The sequence below is a fragment of the Hominiventricola aquisgranensis genome, from assembly GCF_040096225.1.
GTDB classification, from domain to species: domain Bacteria; phylum Bacillota; class Clostridia; order Lachnospirales; family Lachnospiraceae; genus Hominiventricola; species Hominiventricola aquisgranensis.
Map to the genome: position 1 here is coordinate 1 of NZ_JBBMFC010000037.1, position 17,701 is coordinate 17,701.

General features: G+C 43.4%; 13 protein-coding genes. 2 read left to right on the top strand and 11 right to left on the bottom strand.

The features are described 5' to 3' along the window. Positions 1–11: 11 nt before the first annotated feature. From WMO62_RS14360 to WMO62_RS14370, 3 genes are read right to left on the bottom strand one after another with little or no spacing between them, the layout of a single operon-like run. The gene (locus WMO62_RS14360) at positions 12–1,064 is read right to left on the bottom strand and encodes a DUF262 domain-containing protein (RefSeq protein ID WP_349145091.1); all 1,053 of its coding nucleotides are present in this window, start codon (positions 1,062–1,064) and stop codon (positions 12–14) included. A gap of 18 nt (positions 1,065–1,082) precedes the next feature. After that, a complete protein-coding gene (locus tag WMO62_RS14365) occupies positions 1,083–1,892 on the bottom strand; it encodes a DUF7687 domain-containing protein (protein WP_349145092.1) in 810 nt (269 codons plus the stop codon). Next, entirely contained in the window at positions 1,879–2,112 is a 234-nt protein-coding gene (locus tag WMO62_RS14370; protein WP_118440797.1) for a helix-turn-helix domain-containing protein, read from the bottom strand. Before WMO62_RS14370 ends, WMO62_RS14365 begins: the two co-directional genes overlap by 14 nt. A gap of 85 nt (positions 2,113–2,197) precedes the next feature. On the opposite strand from WMO62_RS14370, the gene WMO62_RS14375 reads away from it, so the two are divergent. Then, complete coding sequence (locus WMO62_RS14375; protein ID WP_349145093.1) at positions 2,198–3,061, top strand: DNA adenine methylase; 864 nt, start codon at positions 2,198–2,200, stop codon at positions 3,059–3,061. 53 nt (positions 3,062–3,114) lie between these two features. On the opposite strand, the gene WMO62_RS14380 is transcribed toward WMO62_RS14375, so the two are convergent. The 6 genes from WMO62_RS14380 to WMO62_RS14405 all read right to left on the bottom strand — a co-directional run bounded on the left by WMO62_RS14380 (position 3,115) and on the right by WMO62_RS14405 (position 9,867). Further along, positions 3,115–3,882 (bottom strand): TRM11 family SAM-dependent methyltransferase, encoded by a 768-nt coding sequence (locus WMO62_RS14380; protein ID WP_349145099.1) that lies wholly within the window; start codon positions 3,880–3,882, stop codon positions 3,115–3,117. 234 nt (positions 3,883–4,116) lie between these two features. Beyond that, positions 4,117–5,304: an elongation factor Tu gene (gene tuf / locus WMO62_RS14385; protein WP_349145094.1), complete on the bottom strand. Its 1,188-nt coding sequence runs from the start codon at positions 5,302–5,304 to the stop codon at positions 4,117–4,119. 104 nt (positions 5,305–5,408) lie between these two features. After that, on the bottom strand, positions 5,409–7,526 hold the full coding sequence (gene fusA / locus WMO62_RS14390; protein ID WP_118511623.1) for an elongation factor G: 2,118 nt from the start codon (positions 7,524–7,526) through the stop codon (positions 5,409–5,411). A 48-nt stretch (positions 7,527–7,574) separates the two neighbouring features. Then, entirely contained in the window at positions 7,575–8,045 is a 471-nt protein-coding gene (gene rpsG, locus WMO62_RS14395; protein ID WP_308459466.1) for a 30S ribosomal protein S7, read from the bottom strand. Between the two features lie 213 nt (positions 8,046–8,258). Continuing rightward, on the bottom strand, positions 8,259–8,681 hold the full coding sequence (gene rpsL, locus WMO62_RS14400) for a 30S ribosomal protein S12 (RefSeq protein ID WP_117499839.1): 423 nt from the start codon (positions 8,679–8,681) through the stop codon (positions 8,259–8,261). A 169-nt stretch (positions 8,682–8,850) separates the two neighbouring features. Further along, complete coding sequence (locus WMO62_RS14405) at positions 8,851–9,867, bottom strand: carbohydrate kinase family protein (protein ID WP_349145095.1); 1,017 nt, start codon at positions 9,865–9,867, stop codon at positions 8,851–8,853. 163 nt (positions 9,868–10,030) lie between these two features. Here WMO62_RS14405 and WMO62_RS14410 point away from each other — a divergent pair, with 163 nt between their 5' ends. Next, positions 10,031–10,552, top strand: a complete 522-nt coding sequence (locus WMO62_RS14410) for a VanZ family protein (RefSeq protein ID WP_349145096.1) — start codon at positions 10,031–10,033, stop codon at positions 10,550–10,552. An 82-nt stretch (positions 10,553–10,634) separates the two neighbouring features. Here WMO62_RS14410 and rpoC read toward each other — a convergent pair whose 3' ends face one another. Together rpoC and rpoB are read right to left on the bottom strand one after the other, a co-directional pair. Then, entirely contained in the window at positions 10,635–14,327 is a 3,693-nt protein-coding gene (rpoC, locus tag WMO62_RS14415) for a DNA-directed RNA polymerase subunit beta' (RefSeq protein WP_349145097.1), read from the bottom strand. Positions 14,328–14,341: 14 nt separating this feature from the next. After that, positions 14,342–17,701: DNA-directed RNA polymerase subunit beta (rpoB, locus tag WMO62_RS14420; protein ID WP_349145098.1), on the bottom strand; the 3,360-nt coding region annotated here is incomplete at its 5' end.

Genomic DNA, 17,701 nt, shown 5'->3' on the forward strand with positions numbered 1-17,701 from the left:
CAAAAGAATATTTAGCCATAAAAATACCGACCTCCAATCGTTAGATTTTTAGGTCTAACTTTTGGGGGTCGGTACAAATATCTTGGTCCTTTATAAACTTTTTGATTAAGAATATGCTGAGTTATCGTATGCTCTTTATTGTAAAATATTTTCTTAATTTCATCAATTATATAAAGGAATTGTGCACATAAAGCTTCTGATCCTCGCGCCTGGATAGCTTGTGCTGTTTTATATCCACGTCCATCCTGTTCTTCTTCATTGATATAGTAATACCCATCTAAAACACTTACTCTAGATGGGGGCATGGTATCTGCAACCATTGCACCTATTAAATCACCCACTATTTCCTCATCCATAGATAATCTTAGATCTTTTTTATCAATAATATTTTGTTTTACCCAAAAAACGTCATCTGCATTGATACCATATCCATTTCCATCTTGCCTAATACTTATATCTTTCATTTGATCTAACAATAAAATATCTTCATGAGATACATCTCCACGAAGTTTTGTAGACAATACACGCACTAACTCTGCAAACTCACCTGTTGCACCAGCTTGTCTAATTTCTTGTCTTGACAAATGTTTTCCATTTGAATTAATTCTTCTAAAAACTTCATCAATAATATCTGCATTATCCTGATCATAAACCGAAAACGGTAATTCATAACTCGCAATACTAACACAACTAGTTCTATCCAGCGTTGGATACTCTTGGTGTAATTTTCCTTCATCTGATAACTGTTTTGTCAATGCAGTCGATGAAAGGTCAAAATAAAATCCATTTACAGTAAACTCATTTTCAATAAAACCAAATACCGCATTTAATCGTTGCATCCCATCTATTATTTCTTGTCGTCGCATTCCTTTATATTCATTTGTAGAAAATAAAAACAAAGGAACTGGATATCCATTTTTAAGTGAATCAATAAATGCTTCTTTTTCATTTATATTCCATACAAGTTTTCTTTGATATCTTCTATTCACTAAATATATACCATTCCTGTATTCCTCATATGCTCGTTCTACTGTTTTTCCATTAATTTTAGGCTGTAATCCCATTTTTTCTCCTTTCTAAAGCTATTTATTATCATTAAATTCTCCAAGTACTTCTCTCCATCTTGTCAGAACTTCTTTTCCCACAATCAATTCATCTATAAGTCCCATGTTAAGCGTATCAATAAATCTACACAAATAAGATTTTCCTTTTACCCAGAAAGTATAGTGACTATCAATAAACATTACATGATTCACCTGTTGTCCGGTTCTATCATATATTTCGTTAAACTCATATCCATCAAGTTCTGCTTCATATACAGCATCTGCAACTCTACTTCCAAATGATTTTGAATAATAATATTCTTTTATCTCCCACACTATTTGCGGATTATAAATAGATGGATATGCCCCATCAAACCTTCTTGATGATGCTCCAATAATCTTTCTATTATTCAACAGATACACAAGCCCTCTTGGATCTGGATTAAATTCTTCATCTCCACCAAGCATTTCTTCTGCTATCATGGTAATAATTGCGGTAAAATAATTTACTTTTTTGATCTCTTTGCGCTGTTTGTTCATGATTAGCTTACATTTATATTTTCCGCTATTTCTCATTTCTTCAAATATCTGTTTAGCCTCATCAACATCCATCAAATTTTTCTCAATTGTATTATTTAACAAGTCCGCTCTCATATTACAATATAAGACAGCTTTATTAATTCTATCCGGAGAAACTTCAATATTTTCTTTTTCACATAGTTTTTCTATTTGTTCTACTGTATAAGTTAAAACAATTCCTTTTCTAGAATACCCCAATTTTTCACTAATAAATCGTATAAAAAACCAAAATGATTTATCCTCTCTTCTAAATTCCTTAAATGCTCTCATATTGCTCTACCTCAACAAATAATTCTGATTTCTTCACCTGCAATGCATGTGAAATTTTATCTATATTTTCTAATGAAACATTTCGCTTACCAAGTTCTATATCACTTATATATGTTCTATGTAATCCACATAAGTCAGCCAACTCTTCTTGCGACATCTTCTTATTCTGACGTATTGTTCTAACAGCTTTTCCATAAGCGACACGTATTTCTTCATGCATTGCTTGACACCTCCAGTTAGTTAAATTATAATAGGATTGTAGACTTTGAGTCTACAGACTATAAGTTACACGTGAGGTTTGCGCAATGTCCAAAGTACCCGCATTACTAAAATGGATAGGTAATAAACAACGATTTGCAGAAACTATTATTTCATATATGCCTGAACACTTTAATGATTACTATGAACCTTTTCTAGGCAGCGGTGCTGTAATGGCCCAATTACTATACCAAAATAGTACAAATAATATTCCTATGTTTACTCATTCATATGCCAGTGATATCTTACCTTTTTTAATTGATATTTTTAATATCGTTAAAAACGATCCACAAAAAATAAAGGATTATTATTTAAAAGAAATACAAGAATATTACAAAAATCCGAATGATAAATACAATGAAATTAGAGATAGATTTAATAACAATCATAACGCTCTTGATTTTTGTCTTTTATCACGTACATGTTACTCCGGTATCATACGTTTTAGAAAAGCAGACGGATATATGTCTACTCCTAAAGGTCCCCATAATCCAATCAAGCCTGAAACTTTTTCAAAGCGAGTGGATTTATGGCATAACCTTATAAAAAATTCGACATTTTCAACTATGTCCTTTGAAGAGTGTATGGATAAAGCACAATTTGGTGATGTTATTTATTGTGATCCTCCATATACACATAGTCAAGGTATTATTTACGGAGCTCAAACTTTTAATATTGAAGTTCTCTTTAATAAAATTGCCGAATGTAAGGCTAAAGGTGTTTACGTGATGCTATCAATCAATGGTACGCGCGAATCCAACAAAAAGGATATTTCTATCACACCTCCCGCCGACTTATTCAAAAGAGAAATCTACGTAAACTGCGGAACTTCAATGATTGATCGATTGCAAAACGCTGGACAAACCATGCAAAATGAAGTTGTACATGATAAATTATTTCTTACTTGGTAAATAAATTTTTTACAAGGAGATACTAAACATGAGTATCTCCTTTTTGATACTCTTTATTTTTCTAAAACAAATATATATTCATGTGCCAACATTAAAAATGCTTTTTTTATACTATTCCAGTATTCTGTAGTTTTACAATTATGTTGTTCTTTTATAATAATCTCTTTGAGTTTAAAACCAGCACTAGCAAATTTTTGCATAGAATTCATTCCCAAGGGTAACACATAACCTTTTTTTCGTATATCTCCAATCATAAAAGCACATATTCCTTGTTTCTTCAACACTCTATATGCTTCTTGCGCGACCTGTTCTAATTCATTCAAAAATTCATCATATTCTAAACATGAAATATCTCCTGGTATACACTCACTATATTGAATAATGTTTGCATATGGCGGATGTGTACAAATTAAATTGATACTTTCATCTTTTATGAATGATAAATTTTTTGCATTTCCGTGTTTTGTGAAAATTTTTGATTTTTCCTGACATATAAAATTTAGATTTGAATTAGATAATTTGATAGCTTCAGAATTAATATCAACACCAATTGCATTTCTCCCCAACAGTTTTGCTTCAATCAGTGTTGTTCCACTTCCCAGAAATTGATCCAGTATCCAATCTTCTTTCTTCGAATATCTTAAAATTAGATTTCTAGGAACATATGGAGACCAGTTACCTCTGTATTCTCCTGAGTGTGTGGCCCAATTTCCCCTTTGTGGAAAAGACCATATTGTTGTACTCTCTAACTTAAATTCATTTGGTGCTTCTTTTATAGGTATCTCCCCTTTCTTTTTATGTATTATACTTCCACATATAATGTCTGTCTATGAAAATTTTAAGTTCTAGTATTAAATACCTATAAATATTTCTAAATTTTACATAAAAAGGAAATCCTAAACACCTCAAGACTATTCTTTTTTATTATGTTCTATATTTATTTTTCCCCTCGACAGAAAAACCCTGGAAACCTTTCGGTCTCCAGGGTATCTTACGTTTGGACACAATGTTATCTTGCGATAACGATATATATAATTTTATCTGTTAATCAGTGATTACTCGATAACGGAAGCAACACGACCTGATCCTACAGTTCTACCACCCTCACGGATAGCGAAAGTAAGACCTTGCTCCATAGCGATCGGATGGATCAGCTCGATGGTCATCTCTACGTTGTCACCCGGCATACACATCTCGGTACCAGCCGGAAGCTCGCAAACACCAGTAACGTCAGTTGTTCTGAAGTAGAACTGCGGACGATAGTTGTTGAAGAACGGAGTATGACGTCCACCCTCATCTTTGGTCAGTACGTAAACCTGAGCGGTGAATTTGGTATGGCAGGTAACGCTGCCCGGTTTAGCTACAACCTGTCCACGAACGATATCTGTTCTCTGGATACCACGAAGCAGACAACCGATGTTATCACCAGCCTGAGCCTCATCAAGAAGTTTACGGAACATCTCGATACCGGTTACAACAGTCTTACGGGTCTCCTCTTTAACACCAACGATCTCAACCTCGTCGTTCAGATGAAGAACACCACGCTCTACTCTACCAGTAGCAACAGTACCACGACCAGTAATGGTGAATACGTCCTCAACCGGCATCAGGAACGGTTTGTCAGTTGCACGCTGCGGATCCGGGATATAAGAATCAACGGTATCCATAAGCTCCATGATCTTGTCTCCCCACGGTCCCATCGGATCCTCAAGGGCTTTCAGAGCGGAACCTTTGATGATCGGGCAATCATTGAATCCGTACTCCTCAAGCTGCTCGGTAACTTCCATCTCAACCAGCTCGATCAGCTCTTCGTCATCAACCATATCACATTTGTTCAGGAATACAACGATGTACGGTACACCTACCTGACGGGACAGAAGGATGTGCTCTTTAGTCTGAGCCATAACACCATCAGTAGCAGCTACTACAAGGATAGCGCCGTCCATCTGTGCAGCACCAGTAATCATGTTCTTTACATAGTCAGCATGGCCTGGGCAGTCAACGTGTGCGTAATGTCTTTTAGCGGTCTGATACTCTACATGTGCAGTAGAGATAGTGATTCCTCGCTCTCTCTCTTCCGGAGCTTTATCGATGTTAGCGAAATCAGTTGCCTCATTTCCCGGAACTCTTGCTGCAAGTACTGCAGTGATAGCTGCGGTCAGAGTAGTTTTACCATGGTCTACGTGACCGATGGTACCAATATTACAATGTGGTTTAGTTCTGTCGAACTTAGCTTTTGCCATTTTGTTTTCCTCCTTGAATAGATCAACTTTTCTACGTTTAAATACGCAATCAGCTAATTTTGATTATATTTCAAATAGGCTTGTTTTGCAAGCCTATTTGTATATTATTTTGCCTTTGCAGCAAGAACTTTCTCCTGAACGTTCTTCGGTACCGGCTCATATTTCTCGAAGAACATGGAGTAGTTACCACGTCCCTGAGTTCTGGAACGAAGGTCGGTAGCATATCCGAACATCTCTGCCAGCGGAACATAACCTTTGATCATCTTACCGCCGCCGATGTCTTCCATACCCTCGATACGACCACGACGGGAGTTGATATCACCGATAACATCACCCATGTAATCTTCCGGAGTAGTTACCTCAACCTTCATGATCGGCTCAAGAAGAACCGGAGCTGCTTTCTGCATAGCCTCTTTGAATGCAAGAGAACCAGCGATATGGAAAGCCATCTCAGAAGAATCGACCTCATGATAGGATCCGTCGTATACGTTAGCGTGAACACCAACTACCGGGAATCCACCAAGGATACCAGACTTCATAGCCTCTTCAATACCTTCGCCTACAGCCGGGATGTACTCCTTCGGAATAGCACCACCAACTACGGTAGACTCAAACTTGTAAGTCTCCTCTGCGTTAGCATCCATCGGCTCAAATTTAACTTTACAATGTCCGTACTGTCCACGTCCACCAGACTGTTTTGCATATTTGCTGTCTACATCAGCCGGTTTGGTAATGGTCTCTTTGTAAGCAACCTGCGGTGCACCTACATTAGCCTCTACCTTGAACTCACGAAGCAGACGGTCAACGATGATCTCCAGATGAAGCTCACCCATACCAGCAATGATAGTCTGACCAGTTTCCTGATTGGTATGTGCACGGAAAGTCGGGTCCTCTTCTGCCAGTTTTGCAAGAGACTCGCCAAGTTTGCCCTGGCCAGCTTTGGTCTTCGGCTCGATAGCCAGCTCGATAACCGGCTCCGGGAACTCCATAGACTCAAGGATTACCGGATGCTGCTCGTCACAGATGGTATCACCGGTAGTAGTTACCTTGAAACCAACTGCTGCTGCGATATCTCCAGAGTAAACCTTGTCAAGCTCTGCTCTCTTGTTAGCGTGCATCTGAAGGATACGTCCTACACGCTCTTTCTTATCTTTCGTGGAGTTGTACACGTAAGAACCAGAATTCATGGTTCCGGAGTACACACGGAAGAATGCCAGCTTACCTACGAACGGGTCAGCCATGATCTTGAATGCCAGTGCAGAGAACGGCTCTTCATCAGAAGAGTGTCTTACAACCTCATTTCCTTCCATATCCACACCTTTGATGGACGGGATATCGGTCGGAGCCGGCATAAACTCAAGAATTGCGTCCAGAAGTTTCTGAACACCTTTGTTTCTATATGCACTACCACAGCATACCGGAACAGCGGTACACTCACAGGTAGCTTTACGAAGAACAGCTTTCAGGTCCTCAACGGACGGCTCCTCTCCATCAAGATACTGCATCATCAGATCATCATCCAGCTCGCAGATCTTCTCTACCAGCTCGGTGTGATACAGTTCCGCATCATCTTTCATATCATCCGGGATATCAGTAATGCTGATGTCATCACCCTTATCATCATTATAGATGTAAGCCTGCATCTCGAACAGATCGATGATTCCCTTGAAATCATCCTCTTTTCCGATCGGCAGCTGCAGACAGATTGCATTCTTACCCAGACGGGTCTTGATCATCTCTACTGCATTGTAGAAATCTGCACCCAGGATATCCATCTTGTTGATGAATGCCATACGCGGTACATTGTAGGTATCAGCCTGACGCCATACGTTCTCAGACTGCGGCTCTACACCACCTTTTGCACAGAACACGCCGACAGCGCCGTCCAGTACACGAAGGGAACGCTCAACCTCTACGGTGAAGTCTACGTGGCCTGGAGTATCGATGATGTTGATACGATGCTCAAGCGCACCTTTCTTCGGCTTGCAGTGATCCTGCAGAGTCCAGTGACAGGTTGTAGCTGCAGATGTGATGGTAATACCTCTCTCCTGCTCCTGCTCCATCCAGTCCATGGTTGCAGTACCTTCATGAGTATCACCAATCTTATAGTTAACACCAGTATAATACAGAATACGCTCGGTCAGTGTGGTCTTACCAGCATCGATATGAGCCATAATTCCGATATTTCTGGTTCTCTCCAATGGATATTCTCTTTCAGCCAATGGATTTTCCTCCTTATACGAGTGGGCAAATCAGCTTGCGTACCCAGATTAGAATCTGTAGTGAGCGAATGCTTTGTTTGCCTCTGCCATTTTGTGCATATCTTCTTTTCTCTTCACAGCTGCACCAGTGTTGTTTGCTGCATCCATGATCTCGTTTGCCAGTCTCTCTTCCATGGTCTTCTCGCCTCTTTTACGGGAGAACATGGTGAGCCAGCGAAGTGCTAACGCCTGACGACGATCAGCTCTAACCTCGATAGGTACCTGATAGGTAGCTCCACCGATACGTCTTGCTTTTACCTCCAGAACCGGCATGATGTTGTTCATAGCCTCTTCAAATACTTCCAGAGCCGGCTTCTCAGCCTTTGCTTCTACTTTGGCAAATGCGCCGTATACAATCTTCTGTGCTACACCTTTTTTACCATCAAGCATGATGTTGTTGATGAGTTTGGTAACCACTTTGTTGTTGTACATCGGATCTGCCAGTACGTCTCTTTTCTGAGTATGTCCTTTACGTGGCACGTTACTTCCCTCCTTAATACATGTTTATCAGATCTCTCTGATAAGATTAATTCATAGGTACTCACATGTGTCGTTCTACGTGTGTCCGTGCCCGGTATTCCTCTATATCAAACCCGCAGTCATAGGTTCTTTTGATGAACCCTGGCACAAGGCGGCGCTTACGCGACGCCAACAATCATAGTTCTGTTTGTGATACTTGATTCTGTTATTAAATTACTTCTTAGCGTCTTTCGGTCTCTTAGCTCCGTATTTGGAACGTGCCTGACGTCTCTTAGCTACACCAGCGGTATCCAGTGTACCACGAACGATGTGATATCTGGTACCCGGAAGGTCCTTTACTCTTCCTCCACGGATCAGAACAACGCTGTGCTCCTGAAGGTTGTGTCCCTCACCTGGGATATAGCTTGTTACCTCAATACCGTTGGAAAGACGTACTCTGGCGATTTTACGAAGAGCAGAGTTCGGTTTCTTCGGGGTTGCGGTCTTAACTGCGGTGCACACACCACGTTTCTGCGGTGCAGATGCATCGATCGGTCTCTTCTTCAGAGAGTTAAATCCTTTCTGAAGTGCCGGTGCCGTAGACTTCTTAACAGATGTCTGTCTACCTTTTCTTACTAACTGGTTGAATGTTGGCATTCCTTTCACCTCCTGATGAATTGTGATGACTGCTGTTTTTCAGACTTGCTGAATACATGCCTAAACACGCATGCTTGTTTATTATATTAAATTGAGTTTTGCTTGTCAAGCGGTTTTATAGAAAAAACATGGATATTTCAACAAAATATCCATGCTTTTCCGGTCATCATCACCACTGTTTTCTCGGTGAATATGCATCATACAGTTTCATGGTTTCTTCAATGCTTCGAAGTCCCCCCACAGAGTCCCCAGCTGACAGATTTGCCGCTGCGGATGCCGCTGCAATCTTCAGCGCTTCATCCATAGACAGCTTCTTATATATAGAATACAAGATTCCGGCACAGAACGAATCTCCAGCTCCTACCGTTCCTACAATATATCCATCCGGCAGCTTCAGAGACGGCTCTTCCACATAATTGCCTTCGCTGTCCACTGCGCATCCCATTTCCGGGGCGTGAAGCACGCAGCATTTCTGAACACCCATCGTCATAAGCTTGCGTGCCGCTTTTTCCATGGCATCCCGATTAAGGCTTCCATCTTCTCTCCGAAGCTCCATCTCTGCCAGCTCACCACCCTCGATCTCATTGACGATCAGATAATCCACATATTTCAGGGAAGGAATCACATAACGCTGCATTTCTTCTTTATCATTCATGGATGCCACATCCATAGCTGTGACCAGTCCCTTTTCTTTCAGATCATGGAAGGCTTTTACCAGATCAGTCCCGTACTTTTCGTTTGGTTTGTTTAATGCATCCAGGATACCACCGTACCCAAGGAGAATGATGCTGCCTTCCTCATTTTCAATCTGCAGATTCTTCTCATCGAAAATCCGGTTCACACCACGATCCGAGAAAAATGTTCTCTCTCCTGTGTGTTTCACTGTCATTACATCCGAAAATCCTGTTACATCTTTGTCCGTCTCCTGAATCATAGAAATATCAATGCCATGCTTCTCAAGTTTTTTCTTAATAAATGCTCCATTCGCATCTTTCCCCACTAAAGCAACACTTTTTACTTCTATAGACGGATCAAGTGCTTTGACTCCCACCGCCGTATTTGCAGCGCATCCTCCCACCCCATAGGATACATCAGAAATATCTGCGAACATTCCTTTTTTCGGATAATGATCAATCATCTTAATACAGTCTGCCACCAAAGTCCCCGCAATAATAACCCCTGCCATATGAATATCCCCCACTATTTTGAAATATTTTCTCTTCTCCTATTATAATCTTTTTCCTTTAAAATTCAATAATATTAAAATCGGACTTCTTCCAAAGAATATGTTGGTGGTTAAAGTCGCTATATGATAAAATACTCCTATCAGTCAAATAAAAGAGGTATTTATGATAAAAGTATTGTTAAGAGGAATTTTAAAACCGTTATCTTTTCTGCCTGCGCTGTTTATGATGTATGTGATCTTCTCTTTTTCTGCGCAGCCCGGAACAGTCTCTGGAAGCCTGAGTTATAAAGTCAGTGAAATTATTGTAGAATCTGCCAATGATGCCTTCGAACTGCATTGGTCTGACGCTGAAGTTGTTCACTATACTGATCGAATTCATCACACAGTCCGTAAGATTGCACATGTAACAGAATATTTTCTGCTAGCTATATCTATATCCTTTCCACTCTATGTATATGGAGTCCGCGGTATCTGGCTACCACTGTTAGCCGGATTTCTGTGTGTTGGATTCGCCGGACTGGATGAATATCACCAGTCTTTCGTGGCAGGGCGCAGTCCTTCGGTCAGAGATGTTGGCATCGACAGCATCGGCATCTTTATTGGCATTCTGATGGTACAGTTCTTCTGTTTCCTTGGAAGAATCACCATTTTTCGGCCTCTGGCGAAGCATAAGAAACGCATATGACAATCTTCATTCATTCCACATGTTCGATTATGTTTACAAAAAAATCCCCCAGGATCTTACGACCCCAGGGGATTTGTATCTCTTATTCTTCTGTTGAAACTGTTTCTTCAGAAACTTCTGCATCAGCATTAGTCTCTGCATCTGTATTCTCATCCAGTTCAATAGTTTCTGCCGGTTCATCCGTCTCTTCTGCAAAACTCAGAGCATCTTCATCCTGGAAGTCTGTACTCAGTTTTACGTCACGATAACGTTTCATACCTGTACCAGCCGGGATCAGTTTACCGATGATTACGTTCTCTTTCAGACCAATCAGCGGGTCAACCTTGCCCTTGATAGCAGCTTCTGTAAGAACCTTGGTGGTCTCCTGGAAGGATGCTGCTGACAGGAAGGAATTGGTTGCCAGAGATGCCTTGGTGATACCAAGCAGTACCTGTTTACCTTCTGCCGGCTGTTTGCCTTCTTCGAGCAATCTTTCGTTTTCATCTGCATAGTCAAGAATATCAACCAGAGTTCCCGGAAGGAAATCACTGTCTCCGTTATCCTCTACGCGTACTTTCTTCAGCATCTGACGAACGATCATCTCAATATGCTTATCATTGATCTCAACACCCTGAAGACGATATACACGCTGTACCTCCTGAAGCAGGTAATCCTGAACAGCACGTACACCTTTGATCTTCAGAATATCATGCGGGTTGATACTACCTTCCGTCAGTGCATCACCAGCCTCTACAGTAGTTCCATCCATGATCTTGATTCTGGAATCAAACGGGATCAGGTAAGTCTTGGACTCGCCAGTCTCATTATTAGTAATGATGACTTCACGTTTCTTCTTCATATCATTGATGGTCGCAAGTCCGCCGATCTCAGTTACGATTGCAAGTCCCTTCGGTTTTCTGGCCTCGAAAAGCTCCTCGACACGGGGAAGACCCTGTGTGATATCTCCACCGGCTACACCACCGGAGTGGAAGGTTCTCATGGTCAGCTGTGTACCAGGCTCACCGATGGACTGAGCAGCAATAATACCAACAGTCTCACCAACCTGTACTGCTTCACCGGTTGCCATGTTCGCACCGTAGCACTTCGCACACACACCAATGTGGGATTTACAGGTCAGAGCGGTACGGATCTTGATCTTATCAAGCGGGTTGCCATCTTTATCCACACCTTTTGCTACAACGATAGCTGCACGCTTCGGTGTGATCATATGATTTGCTTTTACAAGAATGTTGCCATCTTTATCACAGATATCAGAGCATGCAAAACGTCCTGTAATACGCTCCTGCAGAGACTCGATCATCTCTTTTCCGTCAGTGAAAGCACTTACTTCCATTCCCGGAATCTCATCTTTGCCCTCTGCACAGTCTGTCTCACGAACGATCAGCTCCTGAGATACATCAACCAGACGTCTGGTCAGGTAACCAGAGTCAGCGGTACGAAGAGCGGTATCGGACATACCTTTACGTGCTCCATGAGCAGACATGAAGTACTCCAGTACGTCAAGACCTTCACGGAAGTTGGATGTAATAGGCAGCTCGATGGTATGACCAGTTGTATCAGCCATCAATCCACGCATACCGGCAAGCTGTTTGATCTGTTTATCAGAACCACGGGCACCGGAGTCAGCCATCATGAAGATGTTATTGTATTTATCCAGACCATCCATCAGCGCTTTTGTAAGAACTGCGTCAGTATCTTTCCAGGTCTCAACAACCTCTTTATAACGCTCTTCCTCAGTGATCTTACCACGTTTGTAGTTACGGGTGATTTTATCAACCGTATCCTGTGCTTCTTTGATCAGCTGCGGTTTCTGCGGCGGCACAGTCATATCGGAAATAGATACGGTCATAGCCGCTCTGGTGGAATATTTATATCCAGTAGCCTTGATGTCATCCAGAACCTCAGCGGTCTTGGTTGCACCATGGGTATTGATAACTTTCTCAAGGATCTGTTTCAGGCCTTTCTTTCCTACCAGGAAATCAACCTCCGGTTTCAGCTCGTTACCCGGAATGGTACGATCTACAAATCCAAGATCCTGCGGAAGAATCTCATTGAACAGGAAACGTCCCAGTGTAGACTCTTCAGTACCTGTCAGAACAGTTCCGTCCGGCATTCTCTTGGATACACGAACTTTGATACGGCTCTGAAGGGTGATCACTTTATTCTCATAAGCCAGAATTGCTTCATTAACGCTCTTGAAGAATTTGCCTTCTCCACGTGCTCCCGGTCTCTCCTGAGTCAGATAGTAGATACCAAGGACCATATCCTGTGAAGGAACGGCTACCGGACCACCATCGGACGGTTTCAGCAGGTTGTTCGGGGAGAGCAGCAGGAAACGGCACTCTGCCTGTGCTTCCACTGACAGCGGCAGATGGACAGCCATCTGGTCTCCGTCGAAGTCTGCGTTGAATGCAGTACATACCAGCGGATGCAGCTTGATTGCCTTACCTTCTACCAGGATCGGCTCAAATGCCTGGATACCCAGACGATGCAGTGTAGGAGCACGGTTCAGCATAACCGGATGCTCTTTAATAACGTCTTCCAGTACATCCCATACTTCTGCCTGGAGACGCTCTACCATTTTCTTAGCACTCTTGATATTATGAGCAGAACCATTTGCAACCAATTCTTTCATAACGAACGGTTTGAACAGCTCGATTGCCATCTCTTTCGGCAGACCACACTGATAGATCTTAAGCTCCGGTCCGACAACAATAACGGAACGTCCAGAGTAGTCAACACGCTTACCAAGTAAGTTCTGACGGAAACGTCCGGATTTACCTTTCAGCATATCAGACAGGGACTTCAGCGCTCTGTTTCCAGGTCCGGTTACCGGACGGCCTCTTCTTCCGTTGTCGATCAGTGCGTCAACAGCTTCCTGAAGCATACGTTTCTCATTGCGGACAATGATATCTGGTGCACCAAGATCCAACAGTCTCTGCAGACGGTTGTTTCTGTTGATGATTCTTCTGTACAGGTCATTCAGGTCAGATGTTGCAAAACGTCCACCGTCAAGCTGTACCATCGGACGAAGATCCGGCGGAATTACCGGGATCACATCCATGATCATCCATTCCGGTTTATTTCCAGACTCACGAAATGCTTCTACTACTTCCAGTCTCTTGATGATACGGGCACGTTTCTGTCCGGATGCAGTCTTGAGACCTTCTTTTAACTCTTTGGAATCTTTCTCAAGGTCGATGGACTGCAGCAGCTCCTTAATGGACTCTGCACCCATGCCTACACGGAAAGCACCCGGCTCCGGATACTTTTCCTTCATGTCCTGATATTCTTTCTCAGACAGAACCTGTTTGTACATCAGCTCGGTCTTACCTGCATCCAGTACGATATAGGATGCAAAATACAGGACTTTTTCCAGTGTTCTGGGAGACAGATCCAGGATCAGTCCCATACGGCTGGGGATTCCTTTGAAATACCAGATGTGAGACACCGGAGCAGCCAGTTTAATATGGCCCATACGCTCACGGCGCACACTGGATTTGGTGACTTCCACGCCGCAACGGTCGCAGACAACACCTTTATATCTGATCTTTTTGTACTTTCCGCAATGGCACTCCCAGTCCTTGCTCGGACCGAAGATACGCTCACAGTACAGACCATCTTTCTCCGGTTTGAGCGTACGATAGTTGATCGTCTCAGGCTTGGTTACCTCTCCGTGAGACCATCCAAGGATGGTCTCCGGAGACGCCAGCCCGATCTTGATCGCATCGAAGCTCATCGGCTGATAATTATCATTATTCGTTACTTCCGGCATGAGCGGCACCTCCTCTATTCATCATATCCCATATCTTCATCTGCATCGACAGACTCGTCATCATCGTAGTCGTCATCTTCGCTGACGTCTACCAGCTCTTCGCCATCGAACTCCTGCTTGCTGAAGCCATGGTCTCCAAAGGATTCATCATTGTTATTGTTAAAACGTCTGCTGTCGCCTTCCAGGATAGAACGGATATCAACATCACCATAATCAATGTTCTCACCAAGCTCTACCTCTGTGTTATCTTCACGCAGCACACGTACATCCAGTCCAAGTGCCTGCAGCTCTTTAAGCAGTACCTTGAAGGACTCCGGAATACCTGCCTCCGGAATATTGTCGCCCTTGATGATTGCTTCGTAGGTCTTCACACGTCCGATCACGTCGTCGGATTTTACTGTCAGGATCTCCTGCAGTGTGTAGGAAGCACCATAAGCCTCAAGAGCCCATACCTCCATCTCTCCGAAACGCTGTCCACCAAACTGAGCTTTACCACCCAGCGGCTGCTGTGTTACCAGAGAGTACGGTCCAGTAGAACGTGCATGGATCTTATCATCTACCAGATGATGCAGTTTCAGGTAATGCATGTGACCGATTGTTACCGGGCTATCGAATTCCTCACCAGTACGGCCATCACGCAGACGAACCTTTCCATCACGGGAGATCGGAACACCTTTCCATAATTTTCTGTGTTCTCTGTTCTCAGACAGATAATCCAGAACATCCGGAAGAAGATCTTCTCCATGTTTTCCAACAAATGTCTCGCCGGCCCACAGCTTGCCATCAGCAGTCTGATCCAGACCTTTTGCCTTCCACTCTGCAGCTTCTGCATCATCAAACGGCAGATTTGCATAATCATTTGCCAGATCAAGGGTATCCATAATATCATGCTCGTTTGCACCATCAAATACCGGAGTAGATACATTGAAACCAAGCGCTTTTGCAGCAAGGCTCAGATGAATCTCCAGGACCTGTCCAATATTCATACGGGAAGGTACACCCAGCGGGTTCAGCACGATATCCAGCGGACGACCATTCGGCAGGAACGGCATATCCTCAACTGGAAGTACACGGGAAACGACACCCTTGTTTCCGTGACGACCTGCCATCTTATCACCAACGGAGATCTTTCTCTTCTGTGCAATATAAATACGAACTGCCTGATTTACTCCCGGAGACAGCTCATCGCCATTCTCTCTGGTAAATACTTTGGCATCTACAACAACTCCATACTCACCGTGCGGTACTTTCAGAGAGGTGTCACGCACTTCTCTTGCCTTCTCACCGAAGATCGCACGCAGCAGGCGCTCCTCAGCAGTCAGCTCAGTCTCTCCCTTCGGAGTTACCTTACCAACCAGGATATCGCCGGCACGAACCTCTGCACCAATACGAATGATTCCTCTGTTGTCCAGATCTTTCAGTGCATCATCACCGACACCCGGAACGTCTCTGGTGATCTCTTCCGGTCCAAGCTTGGTATCACGGGACTCTGCCTCATATTCCTCAATATGGATAGATGTATATACATCATCCATAACCAGTCTTTCACTTAACAGTACCGCATCCTCGTAGTTATAACCTTCCCAGGTCATGAATCCGATCAACGGGTTCTTACCAAGAGCGATCTCTCCGCCGGAAGTGGACGGACCATCTGCGATTACCTCGCCTGCAGCCACACGATCTCCCTTGAATACGATCGGTCTCTGGTTGTAGCAGTTGCTCTGGTTACTTCTGGAGAACTTGGTCAGGTGATATACATCACGAACACCGTTATCCTGACGGATTACGATCTCGTTGGAGACAGCACGCTCAACAGTACCTGGATTCTTCGCAACAACGCAGACACCAGAGTCAACAGCAGTCTTCTCTTCCATACCAGTACCTACGACCGGTGCCTCTGTCAGCATCAGCGGAACGGCCTGACGCTGCATGTTGGATCCCATCAGAGCTCGGTTAGCATCGTCATTCTGCAGGAACGGAATCAGAGCGGTAGCCACAGAGAATACCATCTTCGGGGATACGTCCATGTAATCAAACATGGTCTTATCATATGCCTGAGTCTCCTCACGGAAACGTCCAGATACACTGTTTCTGAGGAAATGTCCCTCTGCATCCAGTGCCTCGTTTGCCTGTGCTACATGGTAATTATCCTCTTCATCAGCAGTCATGTAAACAACCTCGTCGGTTACACGGGGATTCTGAGGATCTGTTTTATCAATTTTACGGTACGGAGCCTCTACGAATCCATACTCGTTGATTCTTGCATAGCATGCCAGAGAGTTGATCAGACCGATGTTCGGTCCCTCAGGAGTCTCGATCGGGCACATTCTTCCATAATGAGAGTAGTGTACGTCTCGAACCTCGAATCCTGCACGGTCACGGGACAGACCACCAGGTCCAAGTGCGGACAGACGTCTCTTATGAGTCAGCTCACCCAGCGGGTTGTTCTGGTCCATGAACTGGGACAGCTGGGAAGAACCAAAGAACTCTTTAACAGCTGCAGTCACCGGTTTGATATTGATCAGGGTCTGCGCGGAAATGCTCTCCGGATCCTGAGTTGTCATACGCTCGCGAACCACTCTTTCCAGACGGGAAAGACCAATACGGTACTGGTTCTGAAGAAGTTCACCTACGGCACGGATACGACGGTTGCCCAGATGGTCAATATCGTCCTTATTTCCAAGACCATACTCCAGATGCATATTATAGTTAATAGATGCCATAATATCATCCTTGGTAATATGCTTCGGAATCAGCTCGGAAATCTCTCTTTCGATTGCTTCTTTCAGCTCTTCAGCGTCTGTGTACTCTCCAAGAAGCTTCTCCAGCACCGGATAATATACAGACTCTTTGATTCCCATCTCATGGAGATCGAAATCTACATATTTGCTCAGGTCAACCATACGGTTGGAGAGCACTTTGATATTACGTTCCTCACCTTTTACCCAGATAAACGGAACGCCGGAATCCTGCAGTTTTACTGCAAGATCATGATCGATCTTGGTATCTGCTTCTGCGATGATCTCACCAGTAGAAGCATCTACTACATCTTCAGCCAGCACCTGACCGCATACACGGTTCTTCAGATGAAGCTTCTTATTGAATTTATAACGGCCAACCTTTGCCAGATCATATCTCTTCGGATCGAAGAACATACCTGTGATCAGAGACTCTGCGCTCTCTACTGCCAGAGGCTCACCCGGTCTGATCTTTTTGTACAGCTCAAGCAGACCCTCCTGATAGCTCTCAGAAGTGTCTTTTGTTAAAGATGCAAGGATCTTCGGCTCTTCACCAAACAGATCGATAATCTCTGCATTTGTACCGTATCCGAGTGCACGGATCAGCACAGTGATCGGCACTTTACGGGTTCTGTC

Bases quoted from the DNA above. Each gene is read 5' to 3' on its own strand.
- WMO62_RS14360 (WP_349145091.1), bottom strand. From the start codon at position 1,064: ATGGGATTACAGCCTAAAATTAATGGAAAAACAGTAGAACGAGCATAT.
- WMO62_RS14365 (WP_349145092.1), bottom strand. From the start codon at position 1,892: ATGAGAGCATTTAAGGAATTTAGAAGAGAGGATAAATCATTTTGGTTT.
- WMO62_RS14370 (WP_118440797.1), bottom strand. From the start codon at position 2,112: ATGCATGAAGAAATACGTGTCGCTTATGGAAAAGCTGTTAGAACAATA.
- WMO62_RS14375 (WP_349145093.1), top strand. From the start codon at position 2,198: ATGTCCAAAGTACCCGCATTACTAAAATGGATAGGTAATAAACAACGA.
- tuf (WP_349145094.1), bottom strand. From the start codon at position 5,304: ATGGCAAAAGCTAAGTTCGACAGAACTAAACCACATTGTAATATTGGT.
- rpsL (WP_117499839.1), bottom strand. From the start codon at position 8,681: ATGCCAACATTCAACCAGTTAGTAAGAAAAGGTAGACAGACATCTGTT.
- WMO62_RS14405 (WP_349145095.1), bottom strand. From the start codon at position 9,867: ATGGCAGGGGTTATTATTGCGGGGACTTTGGTGGCAGACTGTATTAAG.
- WMO62_RS14410 (WP_349145096.1), top strand. From the start codon at position 10,031: ATGATAAAAGTATTGTTAAGAGGAATTTTAAAACCGTTATCTTTTCTG.
- rpoC (WP_349145097.1), bottom strand. From the start codon at position 14,327: ATGCCGGAAGTAACGAATAATGATAATTATCAGCCGATGAGCTTCGAT.